A 25,360-nucleotide genomic window follows, 5' to 3' on the forward strand; every position below is an offset into this window, starting at 1 on the left:
GCAGCGAGGGCGACCCTCGCTCCTCGTCGGGAGCCGGCGGTCGTCACGGGAGCGAGAAGGGACAGGCGTGTCGCTGGTCATCGGCGTCGACATCGGCAACTCCACCACCGAGGCGTGCATCGCCGAGGTGGGCGACGGCGTCGAGCGCCTCGCCTCGTCGCTCACGGCGACGACGGGCGTGAAGGGCACCCCGGCGAACACCGCCGGGGCCGTCACGGCCGTCCGGCGTGCCCTCGAGGCCGCCGGGCGCCCGTCGGACGCGCTGGCGACGGTGCTGCTCAACGAGGCCACGCCCGTGATCAGCGGCCTCGCCATGGAGACGATCACCGAGACGATCATCACCGAGTCCACGATGATCGGGCACAACCCCGACACCCCGGGCGGCGAGGGGCTCGGTGTCGGCACGACGGTGACCCTCGAGTCGCTCGGCGAGGTCGAGCCGGGCACGCCCGCGGTCGTCGTGGTCGGCGCGGGCGCGGACTTCGACGACGTCGCGGGCGCGCTGAACCGCGCGCTCGGGCATGGCGTCGACGTCGTCGCCGCGGTGATGCACGGTGACGACGCGGTGCTCGTCGTCAACCGGCTCTCCCGGCGCATCCCGGTGGTCGACGAGGTGTCGGCGGTCGACCGGGTACCGCTCGGGATGCTCGCGGCGGTGGAGGTCGCGCCGCCCGGGCGGACGATCCGCACGCTGTCGGACTCCTACGGGCTCGCCTCGACCTTCGACCTGGACGCCGAGCAGACCCGCCAGGTCTCCCCGGTGGCCCGCGCGCTGTCGGGCAACCGGTCCGCGGTCGTCGTGCGCACGCCCGCCGGCGACGTCACCGACCGGCGCATCCCGGTCGGCACGCTGACGCTCACCGGCACGGGGCGCACGCTCGACGTCGATGTCGACGGCGGCGCGGACGCGATCATGGAGGCGATCGGGCGGGTCGCCCCGCTCACCGACGTGCACGGCGAGGCGGGCACGCACGTCGGCGGGATGCTCGCGACCGTGCGCGACACGATGACCGACGTGACCGGGCAGCCGTCCTCGGAGATCCGCATCCGCGACGTGCTCGCCGTCGACACCCTGGTCCCGGCCACGGTCCGCGGCGGGCTCGCCGGCGAGGTGTCGAAGGAGAACGCCGTCGCGCTCGCGGCGATGGTGCGCACCAGCCGCAGCCGCATGCAGGCCGTCGCCGACGCGCTGTCCGACGAGCTCGGCTGCGAGGCGGTCATCGGCGGCGTCGAGGGCGAGGTGGCGGTGCGCGGGGCGCTGACGACGCCGGGGTCGTCGGTGCCGATCGCGATCATCGACATGGGCGGCGGGTCCACCGACGCGGCGCTGCTCGACCGCGACGGCGCGGTGTCGGCGGTGCACGTGGCGGGCGCGGGCGAGCTCGTCACCAAGCTGATCGACTCCGAGCTGGGCCTGGAGGACCGCGAGGCCGCCGAGTCGGTCAAGCGCCACCCGCTGGCCAAGGTCGAGAGCTTCTTCCACGTGCGCCACGAGGACGGCACGGTGCAGTTCTTCACCGAGCCGCTGCCCCCGCACGTGTTCGCCAAGGTCGTCACCGTGACCCCCGACGGGCTCGCGGCGGTACCGGTGCGCGGCTCGCTGGAGTCGGTGCGTGCCGTGCGTCGGGAGGCGAAGCGGCGGGTGTTCGTCGTCAACGCCCTGCGGGCGCTGGTGCAGGTGGCGCCGCAGGGCTCGCTGCGCCTGCTCGGCTCGGTGGTGCTGCTGGGCGGGTCGGCGCTGGACTTCGAGATCCCCGGCATGGTCGCCGACGCCCTCGCGCCCTACGGCGTGGTGTGCGGCATCGGCAACGTCCACGGCACCGAGGGCCCGCGCAACGCGGTGGCCGCCGGGCTGGTCGACGCGCACGCGGGCACCGCGGCCGGGCCGGAGAAGGTCGCATCGTGACCAGCCCGCTGTCCGGGGTGTCGGCGTCGGGCGGTCCCGGCTGCCACGGGCGCATCGACCGCGCCGACGATCCGGCACTGCCGCCCGCGGTGCTCGTCGCGGTGCACGACGACGCCCCGGACGAGGTGGTGCGCGAGGTGTGCGCGGGCGCCGAGGAGCAGGGCGTCCCGACCGCGCTGCTCGGCTCCGCGGCCACGGGCGCCGACGCCGCCGGGCGCCACGCCGCGTCGGAGTCGCGCCTCGAGGTCGGGGTGGGCGTCGGCGTCGACGGGGCCGTCGTCGTCCGGCACGCGCTCGTGCCCCATGCGGTGCTGACGCTGCACGCAGGAGCGCCGACCCCTCACCTGCGCGTGCTCGGGGGCGACGCCGCCCGGATCGTCGCGGGGCTGCCGCTGCGGATGGTGCCGGGCACGGGATGACCGCGTTACTGGCTGGTATCTCTCGCCAGACGAGAGATACCAGCCAGTAACCGCTCCTCGTCAGGCGATCGTGCGCTCCTCGCCCGCCTCCTCGCCCGCCACGTCGAGCGCCTCGCGCAGCGCGCTCCGCCCGGTCTCGATGCCGCGACGCAGGACGTCCGGGTCGGTCTCGAGCGGGTTGATGGTGTCCGCGCCCCTCGGCGGGCGGACCTCGAACAGGTAGGGCTCCTCGCCCGGCGACGCGGTGGCGTGGGCGAGGCGGGAGTCGTCGGCGCGGCGGTTCTCCAGCCGCGACCCGATGACCTGCACGAGGCCCGGCACGTTCACCGCGCCCAGCCGCGACACCAGGGCGCGCTCGAGGCGGGTCACGTCGATGGCGGTCTGGTCGGCGCGGCGGGTGCGCAGCACGAGCACGTGCGTGGCGCCCTGGGCGAGCGCGGTGCGGAACGGGATGGGCTCGGCGACGGCGGCGTCGACGTAGCGCCGGCCGTCGATCTCGACGGGCAGGCCGGCGAGCACCGGCACCGCGGCGCTCGCGCGCAGGGCCAGCTGCAGCGACGCCTTGTCGACGAGGGTGTCGTGGAGGTCGACGGCCTCGCCGGTCTCGACGTCGGTGGCGATGGGGTGCAGGGGGACGTCGGCGTCGAGGACCTGCTGCCAGTCGAACGGCACGACCTCCTCGCCGACCGTGTTGATCAGGTACTCGACGTCGACCACCGGCTGGCCGCGCAGCCCGCGCCCGGGCCGGGTGACGCGCTCCATGAGCCCGGGGCGGTACCAGCCGGCGCAGCAGTGCGCGGCCTGCGCGCCGACCAGCCAGCTGCCCGCGAGCGCGCCCGCCGAGGAGCCGTAGACCGCGTCGAAGCACTCGGCGAGCCCGAGCTCCTCGAGGGCCAGGACCATGCCGCTGGAGTACGTCGCGCGGCTCCCGCCGCCCTCGACGGCCAGGGCGACGCGGTGGGGGTCGGTACGGGTGCTCGGCAGGGTGCCCTCGGCGCGACGAGCCGCGAGGACGTCCAGGACCGGATGAGCGCGCACCCGGGCATCATGCCCGCTTCACAAGTCGATCGTCCGAACGGCCCATGTGAGCGCTCTCCCGCGTTATGGGGCCGGAAAGCACTCACATGGGGGACCGGCGCTCCAGCACGACGCGGTCGATCTCGCGGCCGGTGTCGGTGGTCGCGCGGACGGTCAGGGTGGTGCGGCCCGGTCCCGGCGCCACGTCGACGGTGACGTACGCGTAGTCGAGGTAGCGCGCCTGCGACCAGTCGATCTGCTCGGGCTGCTGCGCGTCCTCGCCCAGCGCGACGTAGCTCGCCACCGTCGTCCCGCTGTCCGGGCCCGGGTGGCCGCGATAGCGGTCGGTCTCGCCGGGCTGCCAGCTGTAGCGGGGCCGCCCGCCCGACCCGACGCACAGGTACGTCGTGCCGTCGGTCTCCGGGCGCACGGTCGCCCCGTCGGGTGCGCGCACGGCCGCGCGGCCGCGCCGGATCGGGTCGGTGCGCTCGTACTGGTGGTTGTGGCCCTGCAGCACGAGGTCGACGGCGAACTCGTCGCACAGCGGCGCGACCGCCGCGCGCACCCCGGCGTCCGAGGCGTGCGCGCGCGACGTCGCGAACGCGCAGTGGTGGAAGAACAGCACGACCCAGTCGACGCCCGGGTCGGCGCGCAGCGCGGTCAGCGTGTCGCGCAACCACGCCGTCTGGCGCCCGCCCGAGTAGCCGGCGTTGGTCGGGATCTCCGTCGACAGGTCGTTGGCGTCGACGCTGACGACGCCGACCGTGCCGTAGCGGAACGCGTACACCGACGGGCACCCCGCCGGCCCGTTGCCCGGCAGGTCCAGGCGCGCCGCGTGCCCGCCGTAGCCGTGGCTCGCGCCGCGGGCGCGGTTGTCGTCGTAGAGCGCCTCCATGTCGTGGTTGCCGGTGGCGAACATCCACGGGGTGGAGGCGGCGCTGCGCTCGATCAGCCCGAAGTACGTGGTCCACACCGTCGGGTCGAAGCTGTCGAACCCGCTGCCGCCGTCGCTGCGCTCCGGGAGCCCGTGGCCCGAGGGGTCGGCGTAGCAGATGTCGCCCGCGAGCAGGTGGAACGCCGGGCGCTGCGCCGCGACCCGGTCGACCAGCGCCGTCGAGGGCGTCATGGTCCGCCGGGTGTCGTCGGGCGTGTACTCGTTCGCGTACTCGTCGCGCCCGCTCGGCGGCGCCGTGTCGACGCCCTGGTCGGCGAACGCGGTGAAGCTCCACGGCTCGGTGGACCCCGGCGGCGGCGCCGTCGTGAACTCCGCCTCCGGGGTCGTCGATCCGTCCGGGAGCCGGAAGCGGTAGCGGTAGCGCTCGCCCGGCGCGAGGCCGTCGGCGCGCGCGTGCACGAAGAACTGCTCGCTGCCCCGGATCGCGCCGTCGGCCTGCGGCACCTGCGAGACGAGCCGGCGCACCTCCACCGGCAGCGTCGTGCCGAACGCGCCGTCGTGGCCCAGGTCGACGACCACCGGCCCGGCCGGCGGCGCCGCGGTCAGCTCGCCCGCGAACGCCACCTGGCGCTGCGGGTCGGCGCCGAACGCGAGGTGCCGTCCCACCACCGACACCGGTGCCTGCGCCGCCTGCGCGCACGCCGCGAGCGTCCACGGCGCCGACGCCAGCCCCATCGCCGCGACGACCCCGGCGCCGCCGCGCAGGGCGGTCCGCCGGCTCACCGGGTGGCGGCGCAGGTGGGCCGTCAGCCACTCGTGCTGCTCGCCCACCGACATCCGGGCGGCCAGGTCCGCGGGGACGCCGACGTCGGGGGCGCCGCCGGGCGGGGTGTGGGTCACGAGAGGGCAGGTTCGCCCCTCGCGGCGCGCGGGGCCAGCCCGGGCGGTGGGACGGGCCGCGCGCGGCGCCCCTCGGCGAGGCCCCCGACCTGATCGGCGAGACTGCGGGCGTGAGCCTCGCGACCGGGATCCTGCGGCGGGCGCTGCGCCTGCCCGCGCCGCGCACGCCCCGGGTGACGGTCGACCGCGACGTCGCGGTCCCGATGCCCGACGGCGTCGTGCTGCGCCACGACCTCTACCGGCCCACGGGCGTGCACCGCGGACCGGTCGTCATCGTCCGCAGTCCGTACGGCCGCGCGGGCTGGGTGGGCACGGTGTTCGGGCGCCTCGTCGCGGAGCGCGGCCTGCAGGTCGTGGTGCAGTCGGTGCGCGGCACCGCGGACTCGCAGGGCCGGCTCGCGCCGTTCGACGAGGCCGACGACGGCGCCGCCACCGTGACCTGGGTGCTCGACCAGCCCTGGTGCGACGGCCGCCTCGGCACGCTCGGGCCGAGCTACCTGGGTCTGACGCAGTGGGCGCTCGCGCCGGCCGCGGGCCGCTCGCTGCGCGCGATGGGCACGCTGGTGACCGCGTCCTCGTTCCGCGACCAGACCTACGCCGGCGGCGCGTTCTCCCTGGACAACGCCCTGTCCTGGACCTCGATGATGCGCACGATGGCCGCCGGCCCCTTCGCGCGCTCGACGCGGCTGCTGCGCGGGCGCCGGACCCTCGTCGACGCCCTCGACGCCCTGCCCCTGCGCAGCGGCGACCACCACGCCACCGGCGGCGAGGTCGACTGGTACCAGGACTGGCTGCGCGAGTCGGCCCCGGACTCCGCCTACTGGGCGCGCCGCGACTACACCCGCGGCGTCGCCGAGGTCGCCCGCGCCGACGTCGCGGTGACGATGCTGGGCGGCTGGCAGGACATCTTCCTGCCCTGGCAGCTCGCCGACCACGCCGCGCTGCGCGCCGCCGGCGCCCGCCCGCGCCTGGTCGTCGGCCCGTGGGTGCACACGTCGGGACCGGGCCTGGCCGCCGGGCTGCGCGAGGCCCTCGCCGCGTTCGAGCGCGCCTTCGACGGCACCCACGGCAGCGGCGGCGTGGCCGCGGCCACCACCGAGGAGGCGCCGGTCGCCGTGACGCTCTCGGGCGACGGCGGCACCCGTCACCTCACCGACTGGCCCCCGCCCGACGCCGCCCGGCGCACCTGGTACCTGCGCGCCGACCACTCGCTGTCGGTGCAGCCGCCGCCCGACCGCACCGGCGGCGCCGTGCACTGGCCCGGCACCCGGGTCGACTACGACCCCGCCGACCCCACGCCCGCCGTCGGCGGCCCGATCCTCACCGGGAAGTCGGGGCCGCGCGACCAGTCCGCGCTCGAGGCCCGCCCCGACGTGGCCGTGTTCACCTCGGACGTGCTGCCCGAGGACCTCGTCGCGCTGGGCCCCGTGTCGGCGACCGTGCACCTGCGCGCGGCGACCGAGCACCTCGACGTGTTCGTCCGGGTGTGTGATGTCGATCCGCGGGGCCGCTCGGTCAACGTCACCGACGGCCTCGTGCGCCTCTCGCCCGGCGCGCCCGCCACCGCCGCGGACGGCACCCGGGCGGCGACCGTCGAGCTGTGGCCCACCGGGCACCGCTTCGCCGCCGGGCACCGGCTCCGGCTGCAGGTCAGCGGGGGTGCGCACCCGCGGTTCGCCCGCCACCCCGGCACCGGCGACCCGCTCGGAGAGGCCAGCACGCTCGTGCCCCAGCCGCGGGAGGTGCTCCACGACGCCGCGCACCCCACGGCCGTGACGCTCGCAGTGGAGGCGCGGCACTGACGGGTCGGTGAGCGGCGCCCGCGCCTCCCCCGCGTGACCCAGGTCACACCGCCCGTCGGGTGCCGCGGGCACTTGGTCGACGTCACCTCCGTCGCGGGTGGAGAGCGCGCCTGGAACGCCGATCCTGGGGGCATGGCCGTCCTGCCCACCGAGCGGGTCGGCGCGGCGTCCGCCCCTCCGGGCCGGACCCCCGCGCCGGCGCCCGCAGGTCCCACCCCGGCGTCGCCGTCCGCGGCGACCGGCGGTGCCACGCGCCCGCGTCCCGTGCACGGCGTGCGCACCTCCGACGGGGTGCCGCTGCACGTCGAGATCCGGGGCCACCAGGGACCGATCGTGGTGCTCAGCCACGGGTTCACCGTCGACTCCGACGAGTGGTCCCCGCAGATCGCGGCGCTCGCCCATCGCGCGCGGGTCGTCACGTGGGACCAGCGCGGCCACGGGCGCTCGGGCTGGGGCGACCCCGCGAACGCCACGATCGACCAGCTCGGGCAGGACCTCGCCGCCGTCGTCGACGCCGTCTCCCCCTGCGGGCGCGTCGTGCTCGGCGGCCACTCGATGGGAGGGATGACCGTCCTCGCGCTGGCCCGCCAGCACCCGGAGTGGTTCGGGACGCGCGTGGCGGGAGTGTTCCTCGTCGCCACCTCGGCGGGTCAGCTCGTCTCGGACGGCCCGCTCGGCGTCCTGCACGCCGCCGCGCGCCGGGCCGGCGTGCTGCCCGCGGTGCTCGAGGGCGCCCGCCGCGCCGCGCCGATCGCCGACACCCTGCCGTGGCGCGACTCCGTCGTCGGGCGCTGGCTGGTGCGGCGTCTCGCGTTCACCCCGGACGCGACCGACGACGAGGTGCGCCGCCTGCAGGCGGTCACCGAGAGCCTGCCGCTGCCGGTCAGCTCGGCGTTCGCGCTGTCGCTGCTCGCCCACGACGAGTCCGAGTCGCTGCCGGCGCTGGCGCGGGTGCCGACGACGGTCGTCGCGGCCACCGGCGACCGTCTCACCCCGGCCGCCCACGGGCAGCGGATCGCCGAGGCCCTCGGCCCGCGGGCGCGGCTGGTGCTGGTGGAGGACGCCGGGCACGCCGTCAACCAGACCCACCACGAGGTCGTGGACGCCGCGCTGCTGGACCTCGTCGACGGGTTGCGTCACCGCTGAACCCACCGGGGCGCCCGGAGAGGTGTGACATCCGGCGACACGGGGCACAGACAGAAAGCGAAGGAACTCCGGTTCAGACACAAGCCGGGTCAGCTCACACATCACGAGCCCCCGCCCGACCCGTCTGAGCACGGTCCGGTGTCCGGGGCCCCGTCACGGGGGTGACCGATGGCCGGCCGCAGCAGCGATTACGACGAGTACGTCCCGCTCCTCAAGGAGTACGCCGACCTGTCCGACGACGACCCGCGCCGCGAACGCGTGCGCGAGAAGCTCGTCGTCGGCTTCCTGCCCGTCGCGCGCAACATCGCACGACGGTTCGCCCGGCGCGGCGAACCGACCGACGACCTCGAGCAGGTCGCCTCCCTCGGGCTGCTCCACGCGCTCGACCGCTTCGACCCGGGGCGCGAGCGCGACTTCCTCTCCTACGCCGTCCCGACGATCATGGGTGAGGTCCGACGTCACTTCCGTGACTCGGCCTGGTCGGTGCGCACGCCGCGCAGCGTCAAAGATCGCTACGTCGCGGTCGGTTCGGCGACCGCCGCGATGTCGCAGCGGCTCGGCCGGGCCCCGACGGCCGCCGAGCTCGCCGAGCACCTCGGCATGAGCCGCGACGACGTGGCCGAGGCGGTCGCCGCCCACGGCTCCTACCAGCCGGCCTCGCTCGACGAGTCGCTCGGCGAGGGCGACGACTCCGCGCTGGTCGACATCCTCGGCGTGATGGACGGCGAGCTCGACCGCGTCGAGGTCCGTGCGCTGGTCGGCGACCTGGTCCGCGACCTGCCCGAGCGCGAGCGCACGATGCTCGCGCTGCGGTTCGTGCACGAGAAGACCCAGGCCGAGATCGCCGCGGTGCTGTGCATCTCGCAGATGCACGTCTCCCGGCTGCTCTCGCGCACGCTCGCCGCGCTGCGCGAGCAGATCGAGCGCGAGACCGCCGCCGACGAGCAGCTCGTGGCGGTCTGACCGCGCCGGTGACCTCCTCGGTGCCCGCCCGCCCCGCCCTGTCCGCGTGGGTCGGGCGGGCGGCGTCGCGTCTGCGCGGGGGAGCGTGGCGGATCGCCCTCGCGGGCGACCACCGCCACCGTCGCCTGGGTGCTCGCCCAGCACCTGCTCCGGCAGCCCGCGCCGATCTTCGCCCCGATCGCCGCGGTCGTCTGCCTCACCGACGACCCCGGCAAGCGCGGGCGCCGCGCCCTGCGCCTGCTGGCCGGGGTGTGCGTGGGCGTCGCCGTCGGCGAGCTCGCCACGCGCGTCACCGGCAGCGGGTGGCTGCAGGTCGGCACGGCCGTCGCGGCCGGCATGCTCGTCGTGGCGCTGGGCAGCATCAACTCGCTGACCCTGCTGCAGGCCGGCATCGCCGCGCTGCTCGTCGTCGGCCTCGCGTCGCCCGCGACCGGGTGGACGCGGCTGCTGAGCGCGGTGATCGGCGGGGTGCTCGCGCTGGTCGTCAGCCAGGTGCTGGTCTCGCCCAGCCCGGTGCGGCTGCTCGTGGGCGCGGCGCGGGAGGCGTTGCGCGGGCCCGCCGAGGCGCTCGGCGAGGTGGCCGCGGCCCTGCGGGAGGGCTCGGCGGCGCGGGCCGAGGACGCCGTGACGGCGCTGCGCGGCGGGCAGGCCCCGCTTGCGACGTTCCTCGACACCAGCGAGACCGCGGGGTCCCTGGCGTCCACGACCGTGCGCGGTCGGCGGGAGCGGGCGCGGGTCGCCGTGCTGCGCCGCCGGCTCGCGGGGGTCGAGTACGTGCACGCGAGCACGGTGCTGCTGGCGCGCACGGCGGTGGAGGTGCGCGCCGCGGGCGCGTCGGTGCCGGCGCACCTCGCGGACGGGGTCGACGAGCTGGCCGCCGCGGTGCGCGCGGTGGCCGCCGACCCGGGCGCGCCCGACCCGCGCGCCGACGACCTTGGCGGCCCGCGCCCGACCCACGAGATCGCCGACGAGCTCGCCGCCACCCGCCCCGGCGGCCTCGCCGACCGCGACGCCCAGCTCGCGGCGCAGCTGCACGTGCTCGCCCGCGACGTCGCCGCGCTCGTCGACCACTCGGGGACGCGCGCCACCACATGAGCACTTTCCGGGCCTATGGGCCCGGAAAGTGCTCCCACAGCCGGTGTCGTTTGTGCGGGGAGCGCGGCGGACACCTCCTCGGCATGGCGCCACCACTGCCCGCCCACGAGCTCTCGCCGTGGCACGACCCCGAGCACGCCGAGGAGCCCGACACCTACCCGGCGCTGCACGGTGACGCGCGCGTCGACGTCGCGGTGATCGGCGGCGGGATCACCGGGCTGACGACGGCGGTGCTGCTCGCCCGCGAGGGGCTGCACGTGGCGCTGGTGGAGGGCCGGCGGATCGGGGCGGTCGCCAGCGGCAACACCACCGCCAAGATCTCGCTGTTGCAGGGCACGCGGACGGCGACGCTCGACGCGCGGCACTCCGCCGACACCGTCGACGCCTACGTCGCGGCGCACCGCGCCGGGTTCGACTGGCTGCTCGACCGCGCCCGGCGGGCCGACTGCGACCTCGAGCGCCGCGACGCCGTCACGTTCGCGACGTCCGGGCGCTCCTCGGCGGGCGCGGACGCCGTGCGGCGCGAGGCCGCGGTGCTGCGCCGGGCCGGGCTGCCCGTCGGGCTGGGCACCGACGTCGGCCTGCCGTTCGCGGTCTCGGAGGCCGTGACGCTCGCGGACCAGGCGCAGTTCGACCCCATGCCCTACCTCGCCGACCTCGCCCAGGAGCTGCACGAGGGCGGCCACCGGATCCACGAGAACACGCGCGTGCGCAGCGTCTCGCTGCTGGGCGCGCCGCGGGTGCGCACCGAGCACGGGGAGATCCGGGCCGAGCGGGTCGTGCTCGCCACCGGGATCCCGGTGCTCGACCGCGGGCTGTACTTCGCCCGGGTGGAACCGTCGCGCTCGTACGCGCAGGCGGTGCGGGTCGAGGGCGAGCTGCCCGAGGCGATGTACCTCTCGGTCGACGAGCCCACGGTGTCGCTGCGGACCGCGGTGATCGAAGGCGAGCGGCGCCTGCTCACCGGCGGGTTCGGGCACCGCGTCGGGGCGAGCACGCCGACGTCGTCGCACGAGCGGGCCCTCGCCGACTGGGCCGCCCGGCGCTTCGCGGTCCGCGAGATCACCCACCGCTGGTCGGCGCAGGACTACCTGCCCGAGGACGGCCTGCCGTTCGTCGGCCCGATGCGCTGGCAGCCGCGCCTCCTCGTGGCGACGGGCTTCGCGAAGTGGGGCATGACCGGCGGGACCGCGGCCGCGCTGGCGCTGCGCGACCACGTCGTCGGGCGCGCGAACCCCTGGTCGCACGCGCTGCGCGCCGACCGTGCCCCCACCGCCTCCGCGCTGCCGACCCTGGCGCGCGCGAACGGCGAGGTGGGCCGCTACCTCGCCACGGGGTGGGCGCGCCCGCACCTGCCCACCGACACCCCGCTGGCCGAGGGCGAGGGACTCGTCGAGACCACCACGCGCGGGAAGATCGCGCGCTGCCGCGTCGGCGGCGTGGAGCACGAGCGCGGTGCGGTGTGCCCGCACCTGGGCGGGATCGTGGCGTGGAACGACGCCGCGCAGAGCTGGGACTGCCCGCTGCACGGCTCGCGCTTCGCCCCCGACGGCGAGGTGCTGGAGGGCCCGGCGACCGCGGGCATGGCCGACCCGCCCGGCCTCGCCCGCGTCGTGGCTCCCCGCGCCTGATCCGTTCTACGAGCAGTGCGGCTTTGCTGGCGATCCTGTTCAGCACGCCGACAGGGCCAGGATCGCCACACGCCCGCTCGCACGACACGCCGGGGTGCGGGGTGTTCCAGCGTGGCGGCCACGCTGGCGTCCAACGTCAGGAAACCTCCCACGATCAGTCGGACGGCCGGCTCCGGTCGGTGTGGCGGGACCGCCGCGGCCGCTGCTCGCGGAGCAGACGCTCCTCGGGGAGCGGGCGGGGTCGCGCCGGGCGCTCGGCGGGTGGCGGCCCGCGCCGGTCCTGCGCGGGCTGCGGAGCGGGATCGTCGGCGTCGTCCGGCCGGGGCGTCCCGTCGAGCGGCTCCGTCGACGGGCTCTCCACCCGCCCCCGCCGTGCCCACCAGTGACGCATGGCCTCCTCCTCCCACCGTCGCCGACCTGCGACGACAGGTCGGGACGCTACGGAGCAGGGGTACGGACCGAGAGGGGGAGAACCACCAGGTCGACGGGGGGAGTCCCCCGACGTTCGGGGCCGTCCAGACGGGTGATCGTGGTGGATTTCCTGACGTTCAACGTCAGCGTGGCCGCCAGGCTGACAACCACCCCGCACCCCGGCGCCACCCGGCGCACGTCACTCCGGCCCGTCGCCGGTGCGATCGCGCCCGGGGCGACGGCCCGTGAGGTCGACGACCGCGCGCTGGGCGGCGTTGAGCAGCGCGCCCTCCACGCTCCAGCCCGCGCGCACCTCGCCCGAGGCGCCGGGCAGGCGCTGGGTGGCGTCGCGGTGCACCGCGGACATCAGCTCCAGCGCCGCCGACCCCGGCGGGTGGCGGTCGGAGTGCGGCGACAGCGCGCCCGGGTCGTCGCGGATCTCCTCGAGCGCATCGGCCAGGTGGTCGAGCAGGTCGGCGAACGATCCGACGAACAGCGGGTCGAGCTCGGCCTGGTCCTGCTCGTCCTCCGCCGCCTCCTCCGCGGCGTCCACCACGGCCTCGCACAGGTCGTGCACGTGCGCGGCCACCTCCACCACCGCGTCGGCGGCGGGCACGAGGACCGCGGTCGGCGACGGGGTCCGCAGGCGCCGGCGCAGCGGGTTGAGGCGCAGGCTCTCGCGGGCCCAGGCGACGCTGTCGCGCGCGCGGCGGGCCTCGCCGTCGAGGCCGCGGGCGCGCTGCCGCCAGTCGTGGGCGAGGTCGGAGCGGGCCTCCTGGTCCTCCCGCAGCGAGGCGGCCATGCCCCGCAGCAGGTCGGCGATGCGCGCGGTGACACCGGCGAGCGCCGCGCTCGCGTCGCGCTGGTACACCGGCGGCAGCACCAGCATGTTGACCACGACGCCCACCGCGGCGCCGACGCCGATCTCGGCGAGGCGCACGAGCGCCTCCACCGGCGAGCTCGCCGCCGGGCCGGACTGCCCCACGAGGATCAGTGCGGTCACCGCGACCCACTGCCCGTGCTCCCCGAAGACGCGCAGCCGCCCGAGCAGCAGCCCCACGAGCACGACGAGCACCAGCCCGAGCACCACCACCGAACCCGTCAGCACCGTCACCCCGAGCGCGAGCAGCACGCCCGTCGCCACCACCGCGAGCTGCTGCCCGGCGTCGCGCACCGAGCGGTACACCGTCACCTGGACCACGAGGAACACCGCCGCGTAGGGCGCGAGGAACGGCTGTGGGGCGTGCAGCACCCAGCGGGCCAGCAGCCAGGCAGCCCCGGCGGCGCCGGCGGCCTTGGCGGCCTGGATGACGGCCTCGCGTTCGGGGCCGCTCGCCCGCCCGGCGCGGGCGAGCAACCGTGCCGGGCGCAGGACCTGACGGCGTGCCCGGCGAGCGAGCGTGCGCGGAGAAGGCGCCATGGGGCACGGTGTTCCCACCCGCGCCACGGGCGCGAAACGATCGGCGGACGACGGAACACACGACGATGCGGTGAGGTGCACCGATGAGCCCGGGGAGCGACACCGAGACCGACACCGAGGAGGAGCTCCCCACCTCCCTCGAGGACGCCGCCGACCTGCTCTACGGCATCGGGCGCGAGGAGTTCATCCCGGTCCGCGACGCGATGGTCAAGGACGTGCGTGCCCGCGACCGCGACCTCGCCAAGGAGATCGCGGCGCTGCGCAAGCCGTCCGTGGCCGCGTGGGTCGCCAACCGCCTGGCCCGCGAGTACCCCGAGGAGGTCGAGGCGCTCGAGGAGCTCGGGGGGTCGCTGCGCGAGGCGCAGGAGAAGCTCGAGGGCGACGCGCTGCGCCAGCTCTCCCGCCAGCGCCACGGGCTCATCAACGCGCTGGTCGAGCGGGGCCGGCGCATCGCCCGCGAGGAGGCCGTGCGCCTCGGCGACCCCGCGATCCGCGAGCTGGAGCGCACCATCGGCGCCGCGCTCGCCGACCCGGCGGCGGCCCGGGCGCTGGCGGGCGGCCAGCTCGCGGGCGGGATGGAGGCGGGCCCCGGTCTCGGCGACGGCGGGATCAGCGCGGCCCTCGGCGGCCCGGCGTCGGGGGCCCGGTCGGCCCGCCGCGACCGGCCCGCCCGCCCGACACGCGTCCGTCCCGACCGGCGCACGACCCGCCCCGCCCCACCGGTGGCGGACGAGGACGACGACACCGACGACACCGACGACATCCGGGACGACCAGGAGACCCGCGAGCGCGAGGACCGCGAGCGCGCCGAGCAGGAGGAACGCGAGCGCGCCGAGCGCGAGCGCCGGGAACGCGAGGAGCGCGAACGCGCCGAGCAGGCCGCCCGGGAGGCCCGCGAGCGCGCCGACGCCCTCGCCGAGCAGGCGCGCGAGGCCGCCGAGGCCGCCGAGACCGCGAGCGAGGAGGCCGAGGAGGCCGACGCAGGAGTCAGCGACCTGCGCGCCCGGCTCGACGCCGCCGAGGAGGCCCGGCGGGCCGCCTGGGAGCGCGCGGACACGGCGAGCCGCGAGCGCGACACCCGCCGCCGCGAGGCCGACCGCGCCCGCGAGGACGCCGACACCGCGGAGCGCCACGCGCGCACGATCGGCGCGCGGACCTGACGAGCCGCCCGCGAGGAGGCAGGCTCCGCACCATGAGTGCACCGGCGGGCGGCAGCGGCGGCGAGACCCCGAGCGGGCACGCCCCGCCGCTGGTCTACAAGCTGGGGCGCGAGGAGCTCGTGATCCGGCGTCGCTACGAGGTGCTGTCGATCGTCAACGACATCCTCGTCGGCCTGTGGTTCCTCATCGGCAGCATCCTGTTCTTCTCCGAGGAGACCACCTACGTGGGCACGTGGTTCTTCGTCATCGGCAGCGTCGAGCTGCTGATCCGCCCGGTGATCCGCTTCTCGCGGCGGGTGCACCTGCAGCGCGTGCCGATGGCCGGGGCCGTGCCGACCGACTACGGGCCCGACTTCTGAGCCGGTGAAGCCCGTCGCAGCGGGTTTGTCCGACCGGCGGGACCGGTGAAGCCTCCGCCGTGACCACCGATTCCCACGGCGTGGACGCGGTCGAGGAGGCCGCCGAGCACGCCGTGCACGAGGCCGCCGACCGCACCGTGCACGGCGGCGGCGACGCGCCCAGCCGCCTCGTGGAGGTCCTGGGGCGGGCGGGACTGGTCGCCTACGGCGCGGTGCACCTGCTCGTGGCCGCCCTCGGGCTGCGGCTCGCGTTCGGCGACGCGGCCGAGGTCGACCAGCAGGGCGCGGTCTCGGCGGTCGCCTCCGTCGGTGTCGCGGGCGTGGTCGTCCTGGTGCTGTTCGTCGCCGGGCTGGTGGCCTTCGCGGTCTGGCAGATCACCGCGACCGTCGCCGGGTTCCGCTGGGTGTCCGGCGGCGAGCGTTTCCGCAAGCGGGTGGGCGCCGCCGCCAAGGCGATCGCGGTGCTCGCGGTCGCGTTCGTCGCCGCGCGCACCGTCCTCGGCAGCTCCCCGAACGGGCGGGCCGGGCCGCAGAAGCTGGTGGCGTCGCTGCTGAGCCTGCCCGCCGGGAACCTGCTGGTCGGCGCGGTCGCGGTCACGGTCCTCGTCATCGCCGGCTCGATGATCTACACCGGGGCCGCCCGCACCTTCATGGGCGACCTCGTCGACGACCTGCCGACCTGGGCGCACCACGCCGGGGTGGTGCTCGGCGCGGTCGGCAACATCGCCCGCGCCGTCGCGTTCGGGGCGGTGGGGGTGCTGTTCGCCGTCGCGGCGCTGCGCGGTGACCCCGAGCGGGTCGGCGGGCTCGACCAGGCGCTGCGCTCGCTCGTGAGCCATTGGCAGGGCGTCACGCCCCTGGTCGCGATCTCGCTCGGCCTCGGGGCGTTCGGCCTCTACTGCATCCTCGACGCGCGGTACCGCCGCGCCTACTAGCCGGACGCCGCCGCGCGGGCCGCCAGCCGGCCGAGACGGCGCTCGGTGGGCCACTTGACGTGCGAGACCCAGCCGAGCTTCTCGAACAGCCAGATCGTGCGCGCCGAGATGTCGAGCTGCCCGCGCCCGACGCCGTGGCGGGCCGAGGTCGGGTCGGCGTGGTGCAGGTTGTGCCACGACTCGCCCATGCTCGGGATGGCCAGCAGCCAGACGTTGGTCGACCGGTCCCGCGCGCCCCAGGGGCGCTCGCCGACGAGGTGGCAGATCGAGTTGGTGGACCACGCGACGTGGTGGGTCAGACCGACCCGCACGAGGCTCGCCCAGAAGAACGCGGTCAGCGCGCCCCACCACGACCACGTCACCAGCCCGCCGATCAGCGGCGGGGCGGCGAGGCTCGCCACTGTCAGCCACGTGAACGAGCGGTGCACGAAGCGCATGTCCGGGTCGGCGAGCAGGTCCGGGGTGAAGCGCTGCTGGTTCGTCAGCGAGCGCTCGAAGATCCAGCCCATGTGCGCGTGCCAGAAGCCGCGCACCAGGGCCGCCGGCGAGGTGCCGAAGGCCCAGGGCGAGTGCGGGTCGCCCTCCTTGTCGGCGAACAGGTGGTGGCGGCGGTGATCGGCCACCCAGTGCCGGATCGGGCCCTGCACGGCCATGCTGCCCGCGACGCCCAGGGCGATCCGCAGCCCGCGCCGCGCCCGGAAGGCGCCGTGGGTGAAGTAGCGGTGGAAGCCGACGGTGACGCCGAGCATCGTCAGCACGTAGAAGCCGCCGGTCAGCCCGACGTCGAGCCAGGTCAGCCCCCAGCCCCACACCAGCGGGATCGCGGCGATCAGCGCGAGGAACGGCACGAACGCGAACACGTAGACCATCACGTGCGGGGCGATGTGGCGCTCGTGGTCGGAGAGGTCGCCCTGCGGCGCCGTGGGGCGCTCGGGAGCGGAGTCGACGGGGGAGACGACGGGGGTGTCGACGACGGGGTCGACAGGCGGGTCGGCGGGCGGAGAAGCCGGACCGGGCGTCATGCGGGGAAGCTCCCGAGGGGGCGGGCGGTCCTCGGCGACGGGCTCGTCGGCCAGAGGTTGAGGCAGAGGTTGAAGGCTGTGCGGTCCCACCCTGACACGGCGTGACGGAGCGGGGACCCTGCGGGCACGGACGGGCGGACGACCGCCGGGCGGGATTCGCCCGACGGTCGCTCGGCGCTCACCCGGACGACGCAGGCGGACGGCCTCATGCGCTCGCCCGTGTGACGAGGTCGTCGTCCTCGCTCAGCTCGGTGAACACCGGCGGGGCCATGTCGCCGCCCGAGGCCGTGTCCTTCTCCATCTCGGCGCGGAAGCGGGCGAGCGCGTCGGTGTCGTCGAAGGACAGCAGGACGACGACGCGGCCGTCGTCGGCGTGAAACACGCGGGCCTCGCGGCACTCGTGCGCGGGGCCGTCGTCGAGGGCGTCGCGGAACGCCTGGCGGAAGTGGTCGAACCCCTCGGTGGGGAAGTCGGCAAGGGCGTGCGCGCTCATCGGGCACCTCTTCGTGGTCGGGAACGACCCGGGGTGCCCGACGCGCGCCACCCCGCACTCGTGACTCAACTCGCGGGCACGCCCGGGTAGCCGGTGACGGCGAGCTCGAGGCGCCCCTCGCGCACCCGCGTCCGGAAGGTCGGCTGCGGCGCGGTGGCCGGCCCGTGCACCACCGAACCGTCCTCGAGGCGGAAGACGCTGCCGTGCCACGGGCACACCACGCACGGCGGGCCGTCGCCGTCGGTGACCTGCCCCTCGTGCAGCGGCGCCGAGGCGTGCGCGCAGCGGTCGGCCAGCGCGTGGATGTCCTCGCCGTGCCGGACGACGAGCACGCCGACGTCACCGACGATCCGCCGTGTCGGCTCGCCCTCGGGCAGCTCGGCGACGGTGCCGACGTCGGTCCAGTCGCCGGGGCCGATGTGCGGGTAGCCCTCGGCGTGGTTGGCGCCCATCGCCTGGTGGTAGGCCATATGGCCGCCCAGCGTGGCGCCCGCGGTGCCGACGGCCAGGGCCGCCCAGCCCCACAGCGCGCCGCGCAGGCTCCGTCCCCGCGCCCGGGCCGCCAGCGACGCCGCATAGCCCGCGAGCATCACGCCGTTCGCCGCCGCGTGGACCACGCCCACGCGCTGCTGCTCCTCGTGCCCGTCGGCGTAGTCGGCCCACCCCGCCGCCGCCGTCGGCACCGCCGAGACCAGACCGACGACGATGAGCGCGGTGGCCGGGCGCCGGGTGCGGGGCAGCACGTCGAGGATCCCGGCGGACGCAAAGCTGCCGATCGAGAGCTGGGCGAGCACCGGGTGCAGCGGGTGGCCCAGCCACACGCCGTGCAGCGCGTCCTTCACGTCCTGGCGCTTGAGCACCTTGTGGACGGCGTCGCGCAGCGGCGCCGCGACCTTGTCGAGGGCGGGCGACTGGGCGAGGCGGTCGATGTCGTCGAACGGGCGCACGGGAGACCTCCGGGACGTGGTGGTCCCCGGGTTTCGCCGATCACGGCCCCCGGGCAAACCCGACGGCTCACCGGCGGACGGAGGACCCGGAGTGACCGACCGGAGCGGACGCACCCGCGCGGACTACGAGCGCGGACTGCCCGACCACCACGACCCGACCGCCGGTTTCGGCGGCGCGGCCCCGACCTACAGCGCGCTGACCCTGCGCGCGGTGCTCGCGACGTTCGGGCTGCTGAGCTCGATCGCGGGCGTCGTCGTCTTCCTCGTCGTGCTCTACCTGCCCTGGGCCGCCGTCGCGTTCGGCGCCGTCGCGCTGGTCTGCCTCGTCGACCTCGTCTGGGTGCTCCACCGCAAGGCGCGCGGCGAGCCGGGTTAGGTCGCGTCGGCGGCCAGGCCGGGGACGGGGGTGACGACGCCCGCGGGCCGCCGCCGCGCGGACGGGGCGCCCAGGGCGCGGGAGATCCCGCGCGCCGAGGCCCGCACCGCGGGGACGATCATGCGTGGCTCCGCGCCCGCGCTGGGCACGACGACCGACAGCGACGCCACGACCCGCTCGTCCTCGCCGCGCACCGGGGCGGCGACCGACAGCGACAGCAGATCGACCATCCCGTCGCACACCGCCACGCCCTCGCGGCGGACCGCGGCGAGCGTGCGGCGCAGGACCTGGGGGTCGGTGATCGTGCGCGGGGTGAGCGCGGGGAGCGGGCCCGCGAGCACCTCCTCCTGCACGGGCGGCGGCGCGAACGCGAGCAGCACCTGGCCGACGCCGGTGGCGTTCAGGGGCATCCGCCCGCCCACGCGGCTGAACACGCGGACCGCCTCGGGGTGCGCGAGCCGTTCGACGTAGACGACCTCGTGCCCGTCGCGCACCGCGAGCTGCACGTTCTGGCGGGTCGCCTCGTAGAGGTCCTCGAGGTAGGGCATCGCGCGTTCCCGCAGGCCCAGGCTCCGCGGGGCGAGCGCGCCGACCTCCCAGAGCCGCAGCCCGATCCGGTAGCGCCCGTCCTCGCCGCGCTCGAGCGCGCCCCACGCGGCCAGCTCGCCGACCAGCCGGTGCGCGGTCGAGAGCGGCAGCCCCGCCGCGCGGGCGATGCCCGAGAGCGTCAGCGCCTCGGCGCCCGGGCCGAACGCGGAGAGGATGCCGAGCACGCGCTCGGTGACCGACGGTCCTGCTGGGCTCACCGTGCCTCCTTCCGGTCACCGGAAGCTCGATTCTGGCACGCCGGGCGGAGAAGGCACCCTGTCGCGGGTGAGCGCACCCCAGCAGCCCGCGACGCAGCAGGAGGTCTCGGTCGAGATCGCCGCGGCCGCCGCCGCCGCCCCGCCGCTGCCCGGCGGCCACCCCGACCGGGCCTACGGGCCGTACCGCAGCACCGCGCTGCGGGCTCCCCGGCAGCCCCTGGTGGTGTCGCCGCCGAGCCTCACCGAGCTCGCGGCCCCGGTCTTCGGCCCGCGGGACGTCGCGCCGCTCGACGCCGACCTGACCCGCCACCACGCCGGCGAGCCGCTCGGCGAGCGGATCATCGTCACCGGCCGGGTGCTCGACGGCGACGGCCGTCCGGTCCGCGACCAGCTCGTCGAGATCTGGCAGGCCAACGCGGCCGGGCGCTACCGCCACGAGGGCGACCAGCACCCGGCGCCCCTCGACCCGAACTTCACCGGCGGCGGGCGCGCCCTCACCGACGACGACGGCCGCTACCGCTTCGTGACGATCAAGCCGGGCGCCTACCCGTGGCGCAACCACCACAACGCCTGGCGTCCGGCGCACATCCACTTCTCGCTGTTCGGCACCGCGTTCACCCAGCGGCTGGTGACGCAGATGTACTTCCCGGGCGACCCGCTGTTCGGCCTCGACCCGATCTTCCAGTCGGTCACCGACGAGAAGGCCCAGCAGCGCCTGGTCGCGGCCTACGACCACGACGTCACCCGGTCGGAGTGGGCGCTGGGCTACACCTGGGACATCGTGCTCGACGGCGCCCACGCCACCCCGGAGGACCGCGACTGATGCTCGACCTCACGCCCTCCCAGACCGTGGGGCCGTTCTTCGCGTTCGGCCTGCCCTTCGACGGCGGCGGCGACGTCGTCCCCGTCGGCACGCCCGGCGCGATCACGCTGTACGGCACCGTGCGCGACGGCGCCGGCGCCCCGGTCCCCGACGCGCTGCTCGAGTTCTGGCAGGCCGGCCCCGACGGACGCCTGCCCACCCGGCCCGGCTCCCTGCACCGCGACGGGCGCAGCTTCACCGGGTTCGCCCGCGTGCCGACCGACCGGGCCGGCGACTACCACCTGCGCACCCTGCGCCCGGCCGCACCGACCGGCGCGCCGCACGCCCCGCACCTCGCGGTCACCGTGTTCGCCCGCGGCCTGCTGCACCACCTGTTCACCCGCGTCTACTTCCCGAACCACGTCGAGGCGAACGCCGCCGACCCGCTGCTCTCGTCCCTCGACGAGGAGCGCCGGGCCACGCTCGTCGCGGTGCCCGACGGCGGCTTCACCGGCCCCGGCTACCGCTTCGACGTCCGCATGCAGGGCCCCGGCGAGACCGTGTTCCTCGACCTGTCGACGCACGGCCTCGCCCAGCCGCCGGCCGCCGCCACCGAGACCCCGGCATGAGCGCCCCGGCGCCCGCCCGCACCCAGGTCGCGATCGTCGGGGGCGGCCCGGCCGGGCTGATGCTGTCGCACCTGCTGCGCCTGCGCGGGGTGGACGCCGTGGTGCTCGAGGCCCGCCCGCGCGACCGCGTCGAGACCCGCCAGCGCGCCGGCATCCTCGAGCACGGCACCGTCGACGCCCTGCGCGAGGTGGGCGCCGACGCGCGGATGGACGAGCTCGGCCTGCCCCACGACGGCTTCGAGCTGCGCTTCGCCGGGCGCAGCGTGCGGGTCGACATGCAGGAGCTCACCGGGCACCGGGTGATGATCTGGGCGCAGACCGAGGTCACCAAGGACCTCATCGCGCTCCGCCTGGAGCAGGGTGAGCCGCTGGTGTTCGACGCCGAGGTGCTCTCGGTCTCCGACGTCGAGACCGACTCGCCGCTCGTCCGCTACCGGCACCAGGGTGCCGAGCACGAGCTGCGCGCCGACGTCGTCGTCGGCGCCGACGGGTCCTACGGGCCGGCGCGCCGCGCGATCCCCGAGCACCTCGTGCGCCGCTTCGAGCGCGTCTACCCGTACTCGTGGCTGGGGATCCTCGCCGACGTCGCGCCCTCGTCCCACGAGCTGATCTACGCGCGCGGGCGGACCGGGTTCGCGCTGGCCTCGATGCGCTCGCCGTCGGTGACCCGCGCCTACATCCAGGTGCCCAACGGCACCGACCCGCAGGCGTGGGCCGACGAGGCGATCTGGGACGAGCTCGCCGCCCGCTTCGCGCTCGACGACGGGTCGTTCACGCTGGCGCGCGGGCCGATCACCGACAAGTCGGTGACGCCGATGCGCAGCATGGTCACCGAGCCGATGCGCCACGGGCGGCTCTTCCTCGCCGGCGACGCCGCGCACATCGTGCCGCCGACCGGCGCGAAGGGCCTCAACCTCGCCGTCGCCGACGTGCGGGTGCTGGCCGAGGCGCTGGGCGAGTGGTTCGCGAGCAAGGACGAGCGCCTGATCGACGCCTACTCCGACACGGTGCTGCGCCGCGTCTGGAGGGCCTCGCACTTCTCCTGGACGATGACGACGATGCTGCACGTCGACCCCGACGGCGACCCGTTCGACGAGCAGCTCGCCCTGTCGCACCTGCACCACATCGAGTCCTCGGAGTCCGCCCGCCGCGCGCTCGCGGAGAACTACCGGGGACTCGCGCTCGGCGCGGTCTGACGGCGCGCCGGCCGCGCCGCGCGGATCTCCCGACGCCGACGACCGGTACGCAGGACCCCGTCCGCGGGGATCTCCGTAGACCTCCCGGCCGAACTTCCGCGCCCTCACCCGATGGGCCGCTGTGGGCGCCCCCACGCGGGTCCACCGTGCACGGACGCCGCTCACCGGGAGCGGCGACGCCCGCGCCGCGCGGTGGCTTCGTCCGGGAGGTGTCATGACGACGACCGAGACCTTCGAGATCCTCGAGCCGTACCCGATCGCCGAGGAGACGTTCGTGATCCCGGTGGGTCCTGGAGGCCCCGCCGATGGGGCACTTCCCCATGAACTCGATGGTGATCCGCGGGGCGGAGCCGGTGCTCGTCGACACCGGCTGCCCGGCCGTGCGCGCCCAGTGGCTGGACGCCGTCTGGTCGATCGTGGACCCGCTCGACGTGCGGTGGGTGTTCCTCACCCACGACGACCGCGACCACGCGGGCAACCTCCTGCCGGTCCTGGCGGCCTGCCCGAACGCCACGTTGCTGACCACCTGGTTCTCGCTCGGACGGATGGCCGAGGAGTGGGAGACACCGATCGAGCGGTGCCGGTTCGTCACCGACGGCGGCACGGTCGACGTCGGTGACCGGACGCTCGTCGCGATGCGCCCGCCGCTGTTCGACAACCCCACCACCCGCGCCCTCTTCGACCCCGCGACCAGCGTCCTGTGGTCGGTCGACACCTTCGCGACGAACCTGCCGGCGCCCATGGGGGAGATCGGGGAACTGGGTGACGGCGACTTCCGCGACGGCCAGCTGTTCGGCGGCCGTCTCGTGGCGCCGTGGACGGCGTGGCTGGACAGCGACAGGTTCGGCGCGGTCGTCGACCGCTTCTCCTCGCTCGGCGCCGAGGTCATCGCGGGGTGTCACACGCCGGTGCTGCGTGGGCCCCGGGTGGCGGAGGCGTTCGACCTGCTCCACCGGCTCCCGGACGTCGAGCCGTGGCAGGAGTTCACCCAGACCGACCTCGACGCCTGGATGGCGGCCGCCGAGCAGTCCTGACGGGGCGGTCCCGCGGCGGACCCGCGGGGGTCCGGACCCTCGTGCCGGGAGCAGGTGCCGCGCCCTAGGCTGCGGCTCCCGACGATCTCCAGACCCGGGGGTACCGCATGGGCGACCGGCTGATCTTCCAGCTGGGCACCAACAACTGGCAGCGCGACGGGGAGTTCGCCCCCGGCTCGGGGATCCTCCACGAGGCCCACCACCGCGCGTACAACGAGCTGCCGGGCGTGCGCTGCTACTCGATGTATCCCTCGCGGGTGCAGCGCACGCGCCCGGGCGAGGACGACGTGCGGGTGTTCGCGCTCGACCACGACATCCCGATCTGCGAGTCGATCTCCCCGGTCAGCAGCTACCGCTGGCACGCCATGCCTCCCGAGGAGGTCGCCGCCTACCGGGCGCGGCTGACCGCCGAGGTCACCGCGTTCATCGACGACGTCGAGGCCGCGACCGGCGACGAGTTCTCCCTCGCGATCGCCCACCACGCCTTCATGAACGCCGTGGTGATGCGCGACGTCGTCCGGGCGCGGGTCGTCGCGGGCCGGCCGCGGATCCCGCTGCTGGACTTCGCGCACGGCACCGAGCTCAAGATGTACGTCCACGAGCAGCGCGGGGAGAACCCGGCGGAGTTCCCGTGGCGCTTCCTGCCGTTCATGCAGGACGAGAAGATCTTCGACTGGTCCGCGGGCCCGGAGCACGGCGTCGACGTCGTCGCCTCGATCTCGTCGGAGCAGATCGAGGCGTTCGCGTCGGTCTTCCCGGAGTTCCCGCGCGAGCGGATCGTGCTCTCGCACAACGGCTACAACCAGGACGTCTTCCACCCGGCGCCGGAGACCTACGCCGACCGCGAGCGGGTGCTCGCCGGCGTCACGACGCAGCCGCCGCCCGGGGGCGGGCGGACCCCGGAGGCCGTCGCGCCCGAGGGCGGGTTCGACGCCGTCGTCGCCTTCGTCGGCAAGTTCGCCGACTGGAAGCGCCTCGACGCGCTGCTGCGCGCGGCCGCCGAGTACGAGCGCGGCGAGCGGCGCGTGCTGACCCTCGTCGCGGGCTCGGGGCCCGTCGAGGAGCAGGTCAAGATGCACGAGCTGGCCGCCGAGCTCGGCCTGGAGCGCACCTACTTCCTCGGCCCGCGTCCGCAGGACGAGCTCGCCACGATCTTCGCCTGCGCCGACGTCGGCGTCTTCCCCTCCTACCGCGAGCCGTTCGGGCTCGTGTTCCTCGAGTGCATGGCCTGCGGCACGCCCGTCATCGGCGCCGACTCGGGCGGCCCGCGCGACTTCGTCACCGACGCGGTCGGCACGCTCGTGCCCGAGACCGACGACCGGCAGGCGCTCGCCGACTCGCTGGCCGCCGCCGTGGCGCGCGCGCTGGACGAGGGCTGGAAAGAGGCCAAGGGTCCGGAGGCGGCCCGCTACGCGCGCGACGGGTTCAGCGTCGTCAAGCAGGTGTCGGACCTGCTCGGCGAGGTGGACCGGCTCACCTCCTGATCGGCCGGGGTCAGACCTGCGTGACCCGGTCGACCACCGCCGACGTCGCCACCATCGTCGTGAACCGCGCGACGCCCGGCACCCGGGCGAGCGTGCGGCGCAGTAGCACGTCGAGCGCCTCGACGTCGGCGACGTCCATCCGGATGAGGTAGTCGATGTCGCCGGTGACGTGGTGGCAGCTCACGAGCCCCGACAGGTCGAGGACGTGGCGCTCGAACCGGCCGACGGTGTTGGTGGTGTGGTCGACGAGCGTCACCGCCAGGTGCACCACCAGCCCGCGGTCGACCGCCTCCGGGTCGAGCACGGCCCGGTAGCCGCGCACGACCTCCTCGCCCTCGAGGCGCCGCAGCCGCCGCTGCGCCGACGACGCGGAGATCGACACCGCCTCCGCGAGGTCGGCGATGCTCGATCTCCCGTGATCGGCGAGGTGATCGAGGATGCGACGGTCGACACGGTCGAGAGTGGGCTGGGCGGATCGTGCACGCTTCGGCGCGGTCATGGGTCCATCGTGC

24 protein-coding genes are annotated in these 25,360 nt (G+C 75.8%); 16 read left to right on the top strand and 8 right to left on the bottom strand.

Going from position 1 to position 25,360, the window contains the following annotated elements:
• Positions 1-67: 67 nt before the first annotated feature.
• Entirely contained in the window at positions 68-1,906 is a 1,839-nt protein-coding gene (locus ACFPK1_RS04590; protein ID WP_378019726.1) for a diol dehydratase reactivase subunit alpha, read from the top strand.
• The gene (locus tag ACFPK1_RS04595) at positions 1,903-2,325 is read left to right on the top strand and encodes a glycerol dehydratase reactivase beta/small subunit family protein (protein ID WP_378019727.1); all 423 of its coding nucleotides are present in this window, start codon (positions 1,903-1,905) and stop codon (positions 2,323-2,325) included. Before ACFPK1_RS04590 ends, ACFPK1_RS04595 begins: the two co-directional genes overlap by 4 nt.
• Before the next feature lie 60 nt (positions 2,326-2,385).
• Here ACFPK1_RS04595 and ACFPK1_RS04600 read toward each other — a convergent pair whose 3' ends face one another.
• A complete protein-coding gene (locus ACFPK1_RS04600) occupies positions 2,386-3,363 on the bottom strand; it encodes a patatin-like phospholipase family protein (RefSeq protein ID WP_378019728.1) in 978 nt (325 codons plus the stop codon).
• A gap of 82 nt (positions 3,364-3,445) precedes the next feature.
• On the bottom strand, positions 3,446-5,137 hold the full coding sequence (locus tag ACFPK1_RS04605; protein WP_378019729.1) for a metallophosphoesterase: 1,692 nt from the start codon (positions 5,135-5,137) through the stop codon (positions 3,446-3,448).
• Between the two features lie 110 nt (positions 5,138-5,247).
• Here ACFPK1_RS04605 and ACFPK1_RS04610 point away from each other — a divergent pair, with 110 nt between their 5' ends.
• The 5 genes from ACFPK1_RS04610 to ACFPK1_RS04630 all read left to right on the top strand — a co-directional run bounded on the left by ACFPK1_RS04610 (position 5,248) and on the right by ACFPK1_RS04630 (position 11,774).
• A complete protein-coding gene (locus tag ACFPK1_RS04610) occupies positions 5,248-6,939 on the top strand; it encodes a CocE/NonD family hydrolase (protein ID WP_378019730.1) in 1,692 nt (563 codons plus the stop codon).
• A 132-nt stretch (positions 6,940-7,071) separates the two neighbouring features.
• Entirely contained in the window at positions 7,072-8,085 is a 1,014-nt protein-coding gene (locus ACFPK1_RS04615; RefSeq protein WP_378019731.1) for an alpha/beta fold hydrolase, read from the top strand.
• Between the two features lie 168 nt (positions 8,086-8,253).
• Positions 8,254-9,048, top strand: a complete 795-nt coding sequence (locus tag ACFPK1_RS04620) for a SigB/SigF/SigG family RNA polymerase sigma factor (protein WP_378019732.1) — start codon at positions 8,254-8,256, stop codon at positions 9,046-9,048.
• A gap of 129 nt (positions 9,049-9,177) precedes the next feature.
• Positions 9,178-10,143 (top strand): FUSC family protein, encoded by a 966-nt coding sequence (locus tag ACFPK1_RS04625; protein ID WP_378019733.1) that lies wholly within the window; start codon positions 9,178-9,180, stop codon positions 10,141-10,143.
• Positions 10,144-10,226: 83 nt separating this feature from the next.
• A complete protein-coding gene (locus ACFPK1_RS04630) occupies positions 10,227-11,774 on the top strand; it encodes an FAD-dependent oxidoreductase (RefSeq protein ID WP_378019734.1) in 1,548 nt (515 codons plus the stop codon).
• Between the two features lie 610 nt (positions 11,775-12,384).
• Here the strand turns inward: ACFPK1_RS04630 and ACFPK1_RS04635 are convergent.
• Positions 12,385-13,605: an aromatic acid exporter family protein gene (locus tag ACFPK1_RS04635; RefSeq protein WP_378019735.1), complete on the bottom strand. Its 1,221-nt coding sequence runs from the start codon at positions 13,603-13,605 to the stop codon at positions 12,385-12,387.
• Between the two features lie 83 nt (positions 13,606-13,688).
• On the opposite strand from ACFPK1_RS04635, the gene ACFPK1_RS04640 reads away from it, so the two are divergent.
• From ACFPK1_RS04640 to ACFPK1_RS04650, 3 genes are read left to right on the top strand one after another with little or no spacing between them, the layout of a single operon-like run.
• A complete protein-coding gene (locus ACFPK1_RS04640) occupies positions 13,689-14,765 on the top strand; it encodes a hypothetical protein (RefSeq protein ID WP_378019736.1) in 1,077 nt (358 codons plus the stop codon).
• 32 nt (positions 14,766-14,797) lie between these two features.
• Positions 14,798-15,124 (top strand): YrhK family protein, encoded by a 327-nt coding sequence (locus tag ACFPK1_RS04645; RefSeq protein WP_378019737.1) that lies wholly within the window; start codon positions 14,798-14,800, stop codon positions 15,122-15,124.
• Positions 15,125-15,183: 59 nt separating this feature from the next.
• Positions 15,184-16,059 (top strand): DUF1206 domain-containing protein, encoded by an 876-nt coding sequence (locus ACFPK1_RS04650; RefSeq protein WP_378019738.1) that lies wholly within the window; start codon positions 15,184-15,186, stop codon positions 16,057-16,059.
• Here ACFPK1_RS04650 and ACFPK1_RS04655 read toward each other — a convergent pair.
• The 3 genes from ACFPK1_RS04655 to ACFPK1_RS04665 all read right to left on the bottom strand — a co-directional run bounded on the left by ACFPK1_RS04655 (position 16,056) and on the right by ACFPK1_RS04665 (position 18,521).
• Positions 16,056-17,081 (bottom strand): acyl-CoA desaturase, encoded by a 1,026-nt coding sequence (locus ACFPK1_RS04655; RefSeq protein WP_378019739.1) that lies wholly within the window; start codon positions 17,079-17,081, stop codon positions 16,056-16,058. The two genes, ACFPK1_RS04650 and ACFPK1_RS04655, sit on opposite strands and share 4 nt — an antisense overlap.
• 205 nt (positions 17,082-17,286) lie before the next feature.
• Complete coding sequence (locus tag ACFPK1_RS04660) at positions 17,287-17,574, bottom strand: hypothetical protein (protein WP_378019740.1); 288 nt, start codon at positions 17,572-17,574, stop codon at positions 17,287-17,289.
• Between the two features lie 65 nt (positions 17,575-17,639).
• A complete protein-coding gene (locus ACFPK1_RS04665; protein ID WP_378019741.1) occupies positions 17,640-18,521 on the bottom strand; it encodes a Rieske (2Fe-2S) protein in 882 nt (293 codons plus the stop codon).
• 91 nt (positions 18,522-18,612) lie between these two features.
• Here ACFPK1_RS04665 and ACFPK1_RS04670 point away from each other — a divergent pair, with 91 nt between their 5' ends.
• Positions 18,613-18,897, top strand: coding sequence for a DUF6343 family protein (locus tag ACFPK1_RS04670; protein WP_378019742.1), 285 nt, complete (start codon positions 18,613-18,615; stop codon positions 18,895-18,897).
• Here ACFPK1_RS04670 and ACFPK1_RS04675 read toward each other — a convergent pair.
• On the bottom strand, positions 18,894-19,703 hold the full coding sequence (locus ACFPK1_RS04675) for an IclR family transcriptional regulator (RefSeq protein ID WP_378019743.1): 810 nt from the start codon (positions 19,701-19,703) through the stop codon (positions 18,894-18,896). The two genes, ACFPK1_RS04670 and ACFPK1_RS04675, sit on opposite strands and share 4 nt — an antisense overlap.
• Positions 19,704-19,818: 115 nt before the next feature.
• On the opposite strand from ACFPK1_RS04675, the gene pcaH reads away from it, so the two are divergent.
• The 5 genes from pcaH (at position 19,819) to ACFPK1_RS04700 (ending at position 24,848) form a co-directional block, all read left to right on the top strand.
• Positions 19,819-20,526 carry a protocatechuate 3,4-dioxygenase subunit beta gene (gene pcaH / locus ACFPK1_RS04680; RefSeq protein ID WP_378020259.1) on the top strand — a complete coding sequence of 236 codons (708 nt, stop codon included), beginning with the start codon at positions 19,819-19,821 and terminating at the stop codon, positions 20,524-20,526.
• Positions 20,526-21,134 (top strand): protocatechuate 3,4-dioxygenase subunit alpha, encoded by a 609-nt coding sequence (gene pcaG, locus ACFPK1_RS04685; RefSeq protein WP_378019744.1) that lies wholly within the window; start codon positions 20,526-20,528, stop codon positions 21,132-21,134. The genes pcaH and pcaG overlap by 1 nt, the downstream gene beginning before the upstream one ends.
• Positions 21,131-22,330, top strand: a complete 1,200-nt coding sequence (locus tag ACFPK1_RS04690) for a 4-hydroxybenzoate 3-monooxygenase (protein WP_378019745.1) — start codon at positions 21,131-21,133, stop codon at positions 22,328-22,330. The genes pcaG and ACFPK1_RS04690 overlap by 4 nt, the downstream gene beginning before the upstream one ends.
• 305 nt (positions 22,331-22,635) lie before the next feature.
• A complete protein-coding gene (locus tag ACFPK1_RS04695) occupies positions 22,636-23,364 on the top strand; it encodes an MBL fold metallo-hydrolase (RefSeq protein WP_378019746.1) in 729 nt (242 codons plus the stop codon).
• Positions 23,365-23,471: 107 nt separating this feature from the next.
• On the top strand, positions 23,472-24,848 hold the full coding sequence (locus ACFPK1_RS04700; protein ID WP_378019747.1) for a glycosyltransferase: 1,377 nt from the start codon (positions 23,472-23,474) through the stop codon (positions 24,846-24,848).
• A gap of 10 nt (positions 24,849-24,858) precedes the next feature.
• Here ACFPK1_RS04700 and ACFPK1_RS04705 read toward each other — a convergent pair whose 3' ends face one another.
• Positions 24,859-25,347 (bottom strand): Lrp/AsnC family transcriptional regulator, encoded by a 489-nt coding sequence (locus ACFPK1_RS04705; protein ID WP_378019748.1) that lies wholly within the window; start codon positions 25,345-25,347, stop codon positions 24,859-24,861.
• Between the last annotated feature and the right edge of the window lie 13 nt (positions 25,348-25,360).

Source organism: Actinomycetospora rhizophila, from assembly GCF_042657905.1.
Lineage (GTDB): Bacteria > Actinomycetota > Actinomycetes > Mycobacteriales > Pseudonocardiaceae > Actinomycetospora > Actinomycetospora rhizophila.

Excerpts from the sequence above, each read along its gene's own strand:
- ACFPK1_RS04630 (WP_378019734.1), top strand. The coding sequence starts at position 10,227 with ATGGCGCCACCACTGCCCGCCCACGAGCTCTCGCCGTGGCACGACCCC.
- ACFPK1_RS04635 (WP_378019735.1), bottom strand. The coding sequence starts at position 13,605 with ATGGCGCCTTCTCCGCGCACGCTCGCTCGCCGGGCACGCCGTCAGGTC.
- ACFPK1_RS04700 (WP_378019747.1), top strand. The coding sequence starts at position 23,472 with ATGGGCGACCGGCTGATCTTCCAGCTGGGCACCAACAACTGGCAGCGC.
- ACFPK1_RS04705 (WP_378019748.1), bottom strand. The coding sequence starts at position 25,347 with ATGACCGCGCCGAAGCGTGCACGATCCGCCCAGCCCACTCTCGACCGT.
- ACFPK1_RS04645 (WP_378019737.1), top strand. The coding sequence starts at position 14,798 with ATGAGTGCACCGGCGGGCGGCAGCGGCGGCGAGACCCCGAGCGGGCAC.
- ACFPK1_RS04690 (WP_378019745.1), top strand. The coding sequence starts at position 21,131 with ATGAGCGCCCCGGCGCCCGCCCGCACCCAGGTCGCGATCGTCGGGGGC.
- ACFPK1_RS04660 (WP_378019740.1), bottom strand. The coding sequence starts at position 17,574 with ATGAGCGCGCACGCCCTTGCCGACTTCCCCACCGAGGGGTTCGACCAC.
- ACFPK1_RS04695 (WP_378019746.1), top strand. The coding sequence starts at position 22,636 with ATGGGGCACTTCCCCATGAACTCGATGGTGATCCGCGGGGCGGAGCCG.
- ACFPK1_RS04655 (WP_378019739.1), bottom strand. The coding sequence starts at position 17,081 with ATGACGCCCGGTCCGGCTTCTCCGCCCGCCGACCCGCCTGTCGACCCC.
- ACFPK1_RS04620 (WP_378019732.1), top strand. The coding sequence starts at position 8,254 with ATGGCCGGCCGCAGCAGCGATTACGACGAGTACGTCCCGCTCCTCAAG.
- ACFPK1_RS04615 (WP_378019731.1), top strand. The coding sequence starts at position 7,072 with ATGGCCGTCCTGCCCACCGAGCGGGTCGGCGCGGCGTCCGCCCCTCCG.
- ACFPK1_RS04640 (WP_378019736.1), top strand. The coding sequence starts at position 13,689 with ATGAGCCCGGGGAGCGACACCGAGACCGACACCGAGGAGGAGCTCCCC.
- pcaG (WP_378019744.1), top strand. The coding sequence starts at position 20,526 with ATGCTCGACCTCACGCCCTCCCAGACCGTGGGGCCGTTCTTCGCGTTC.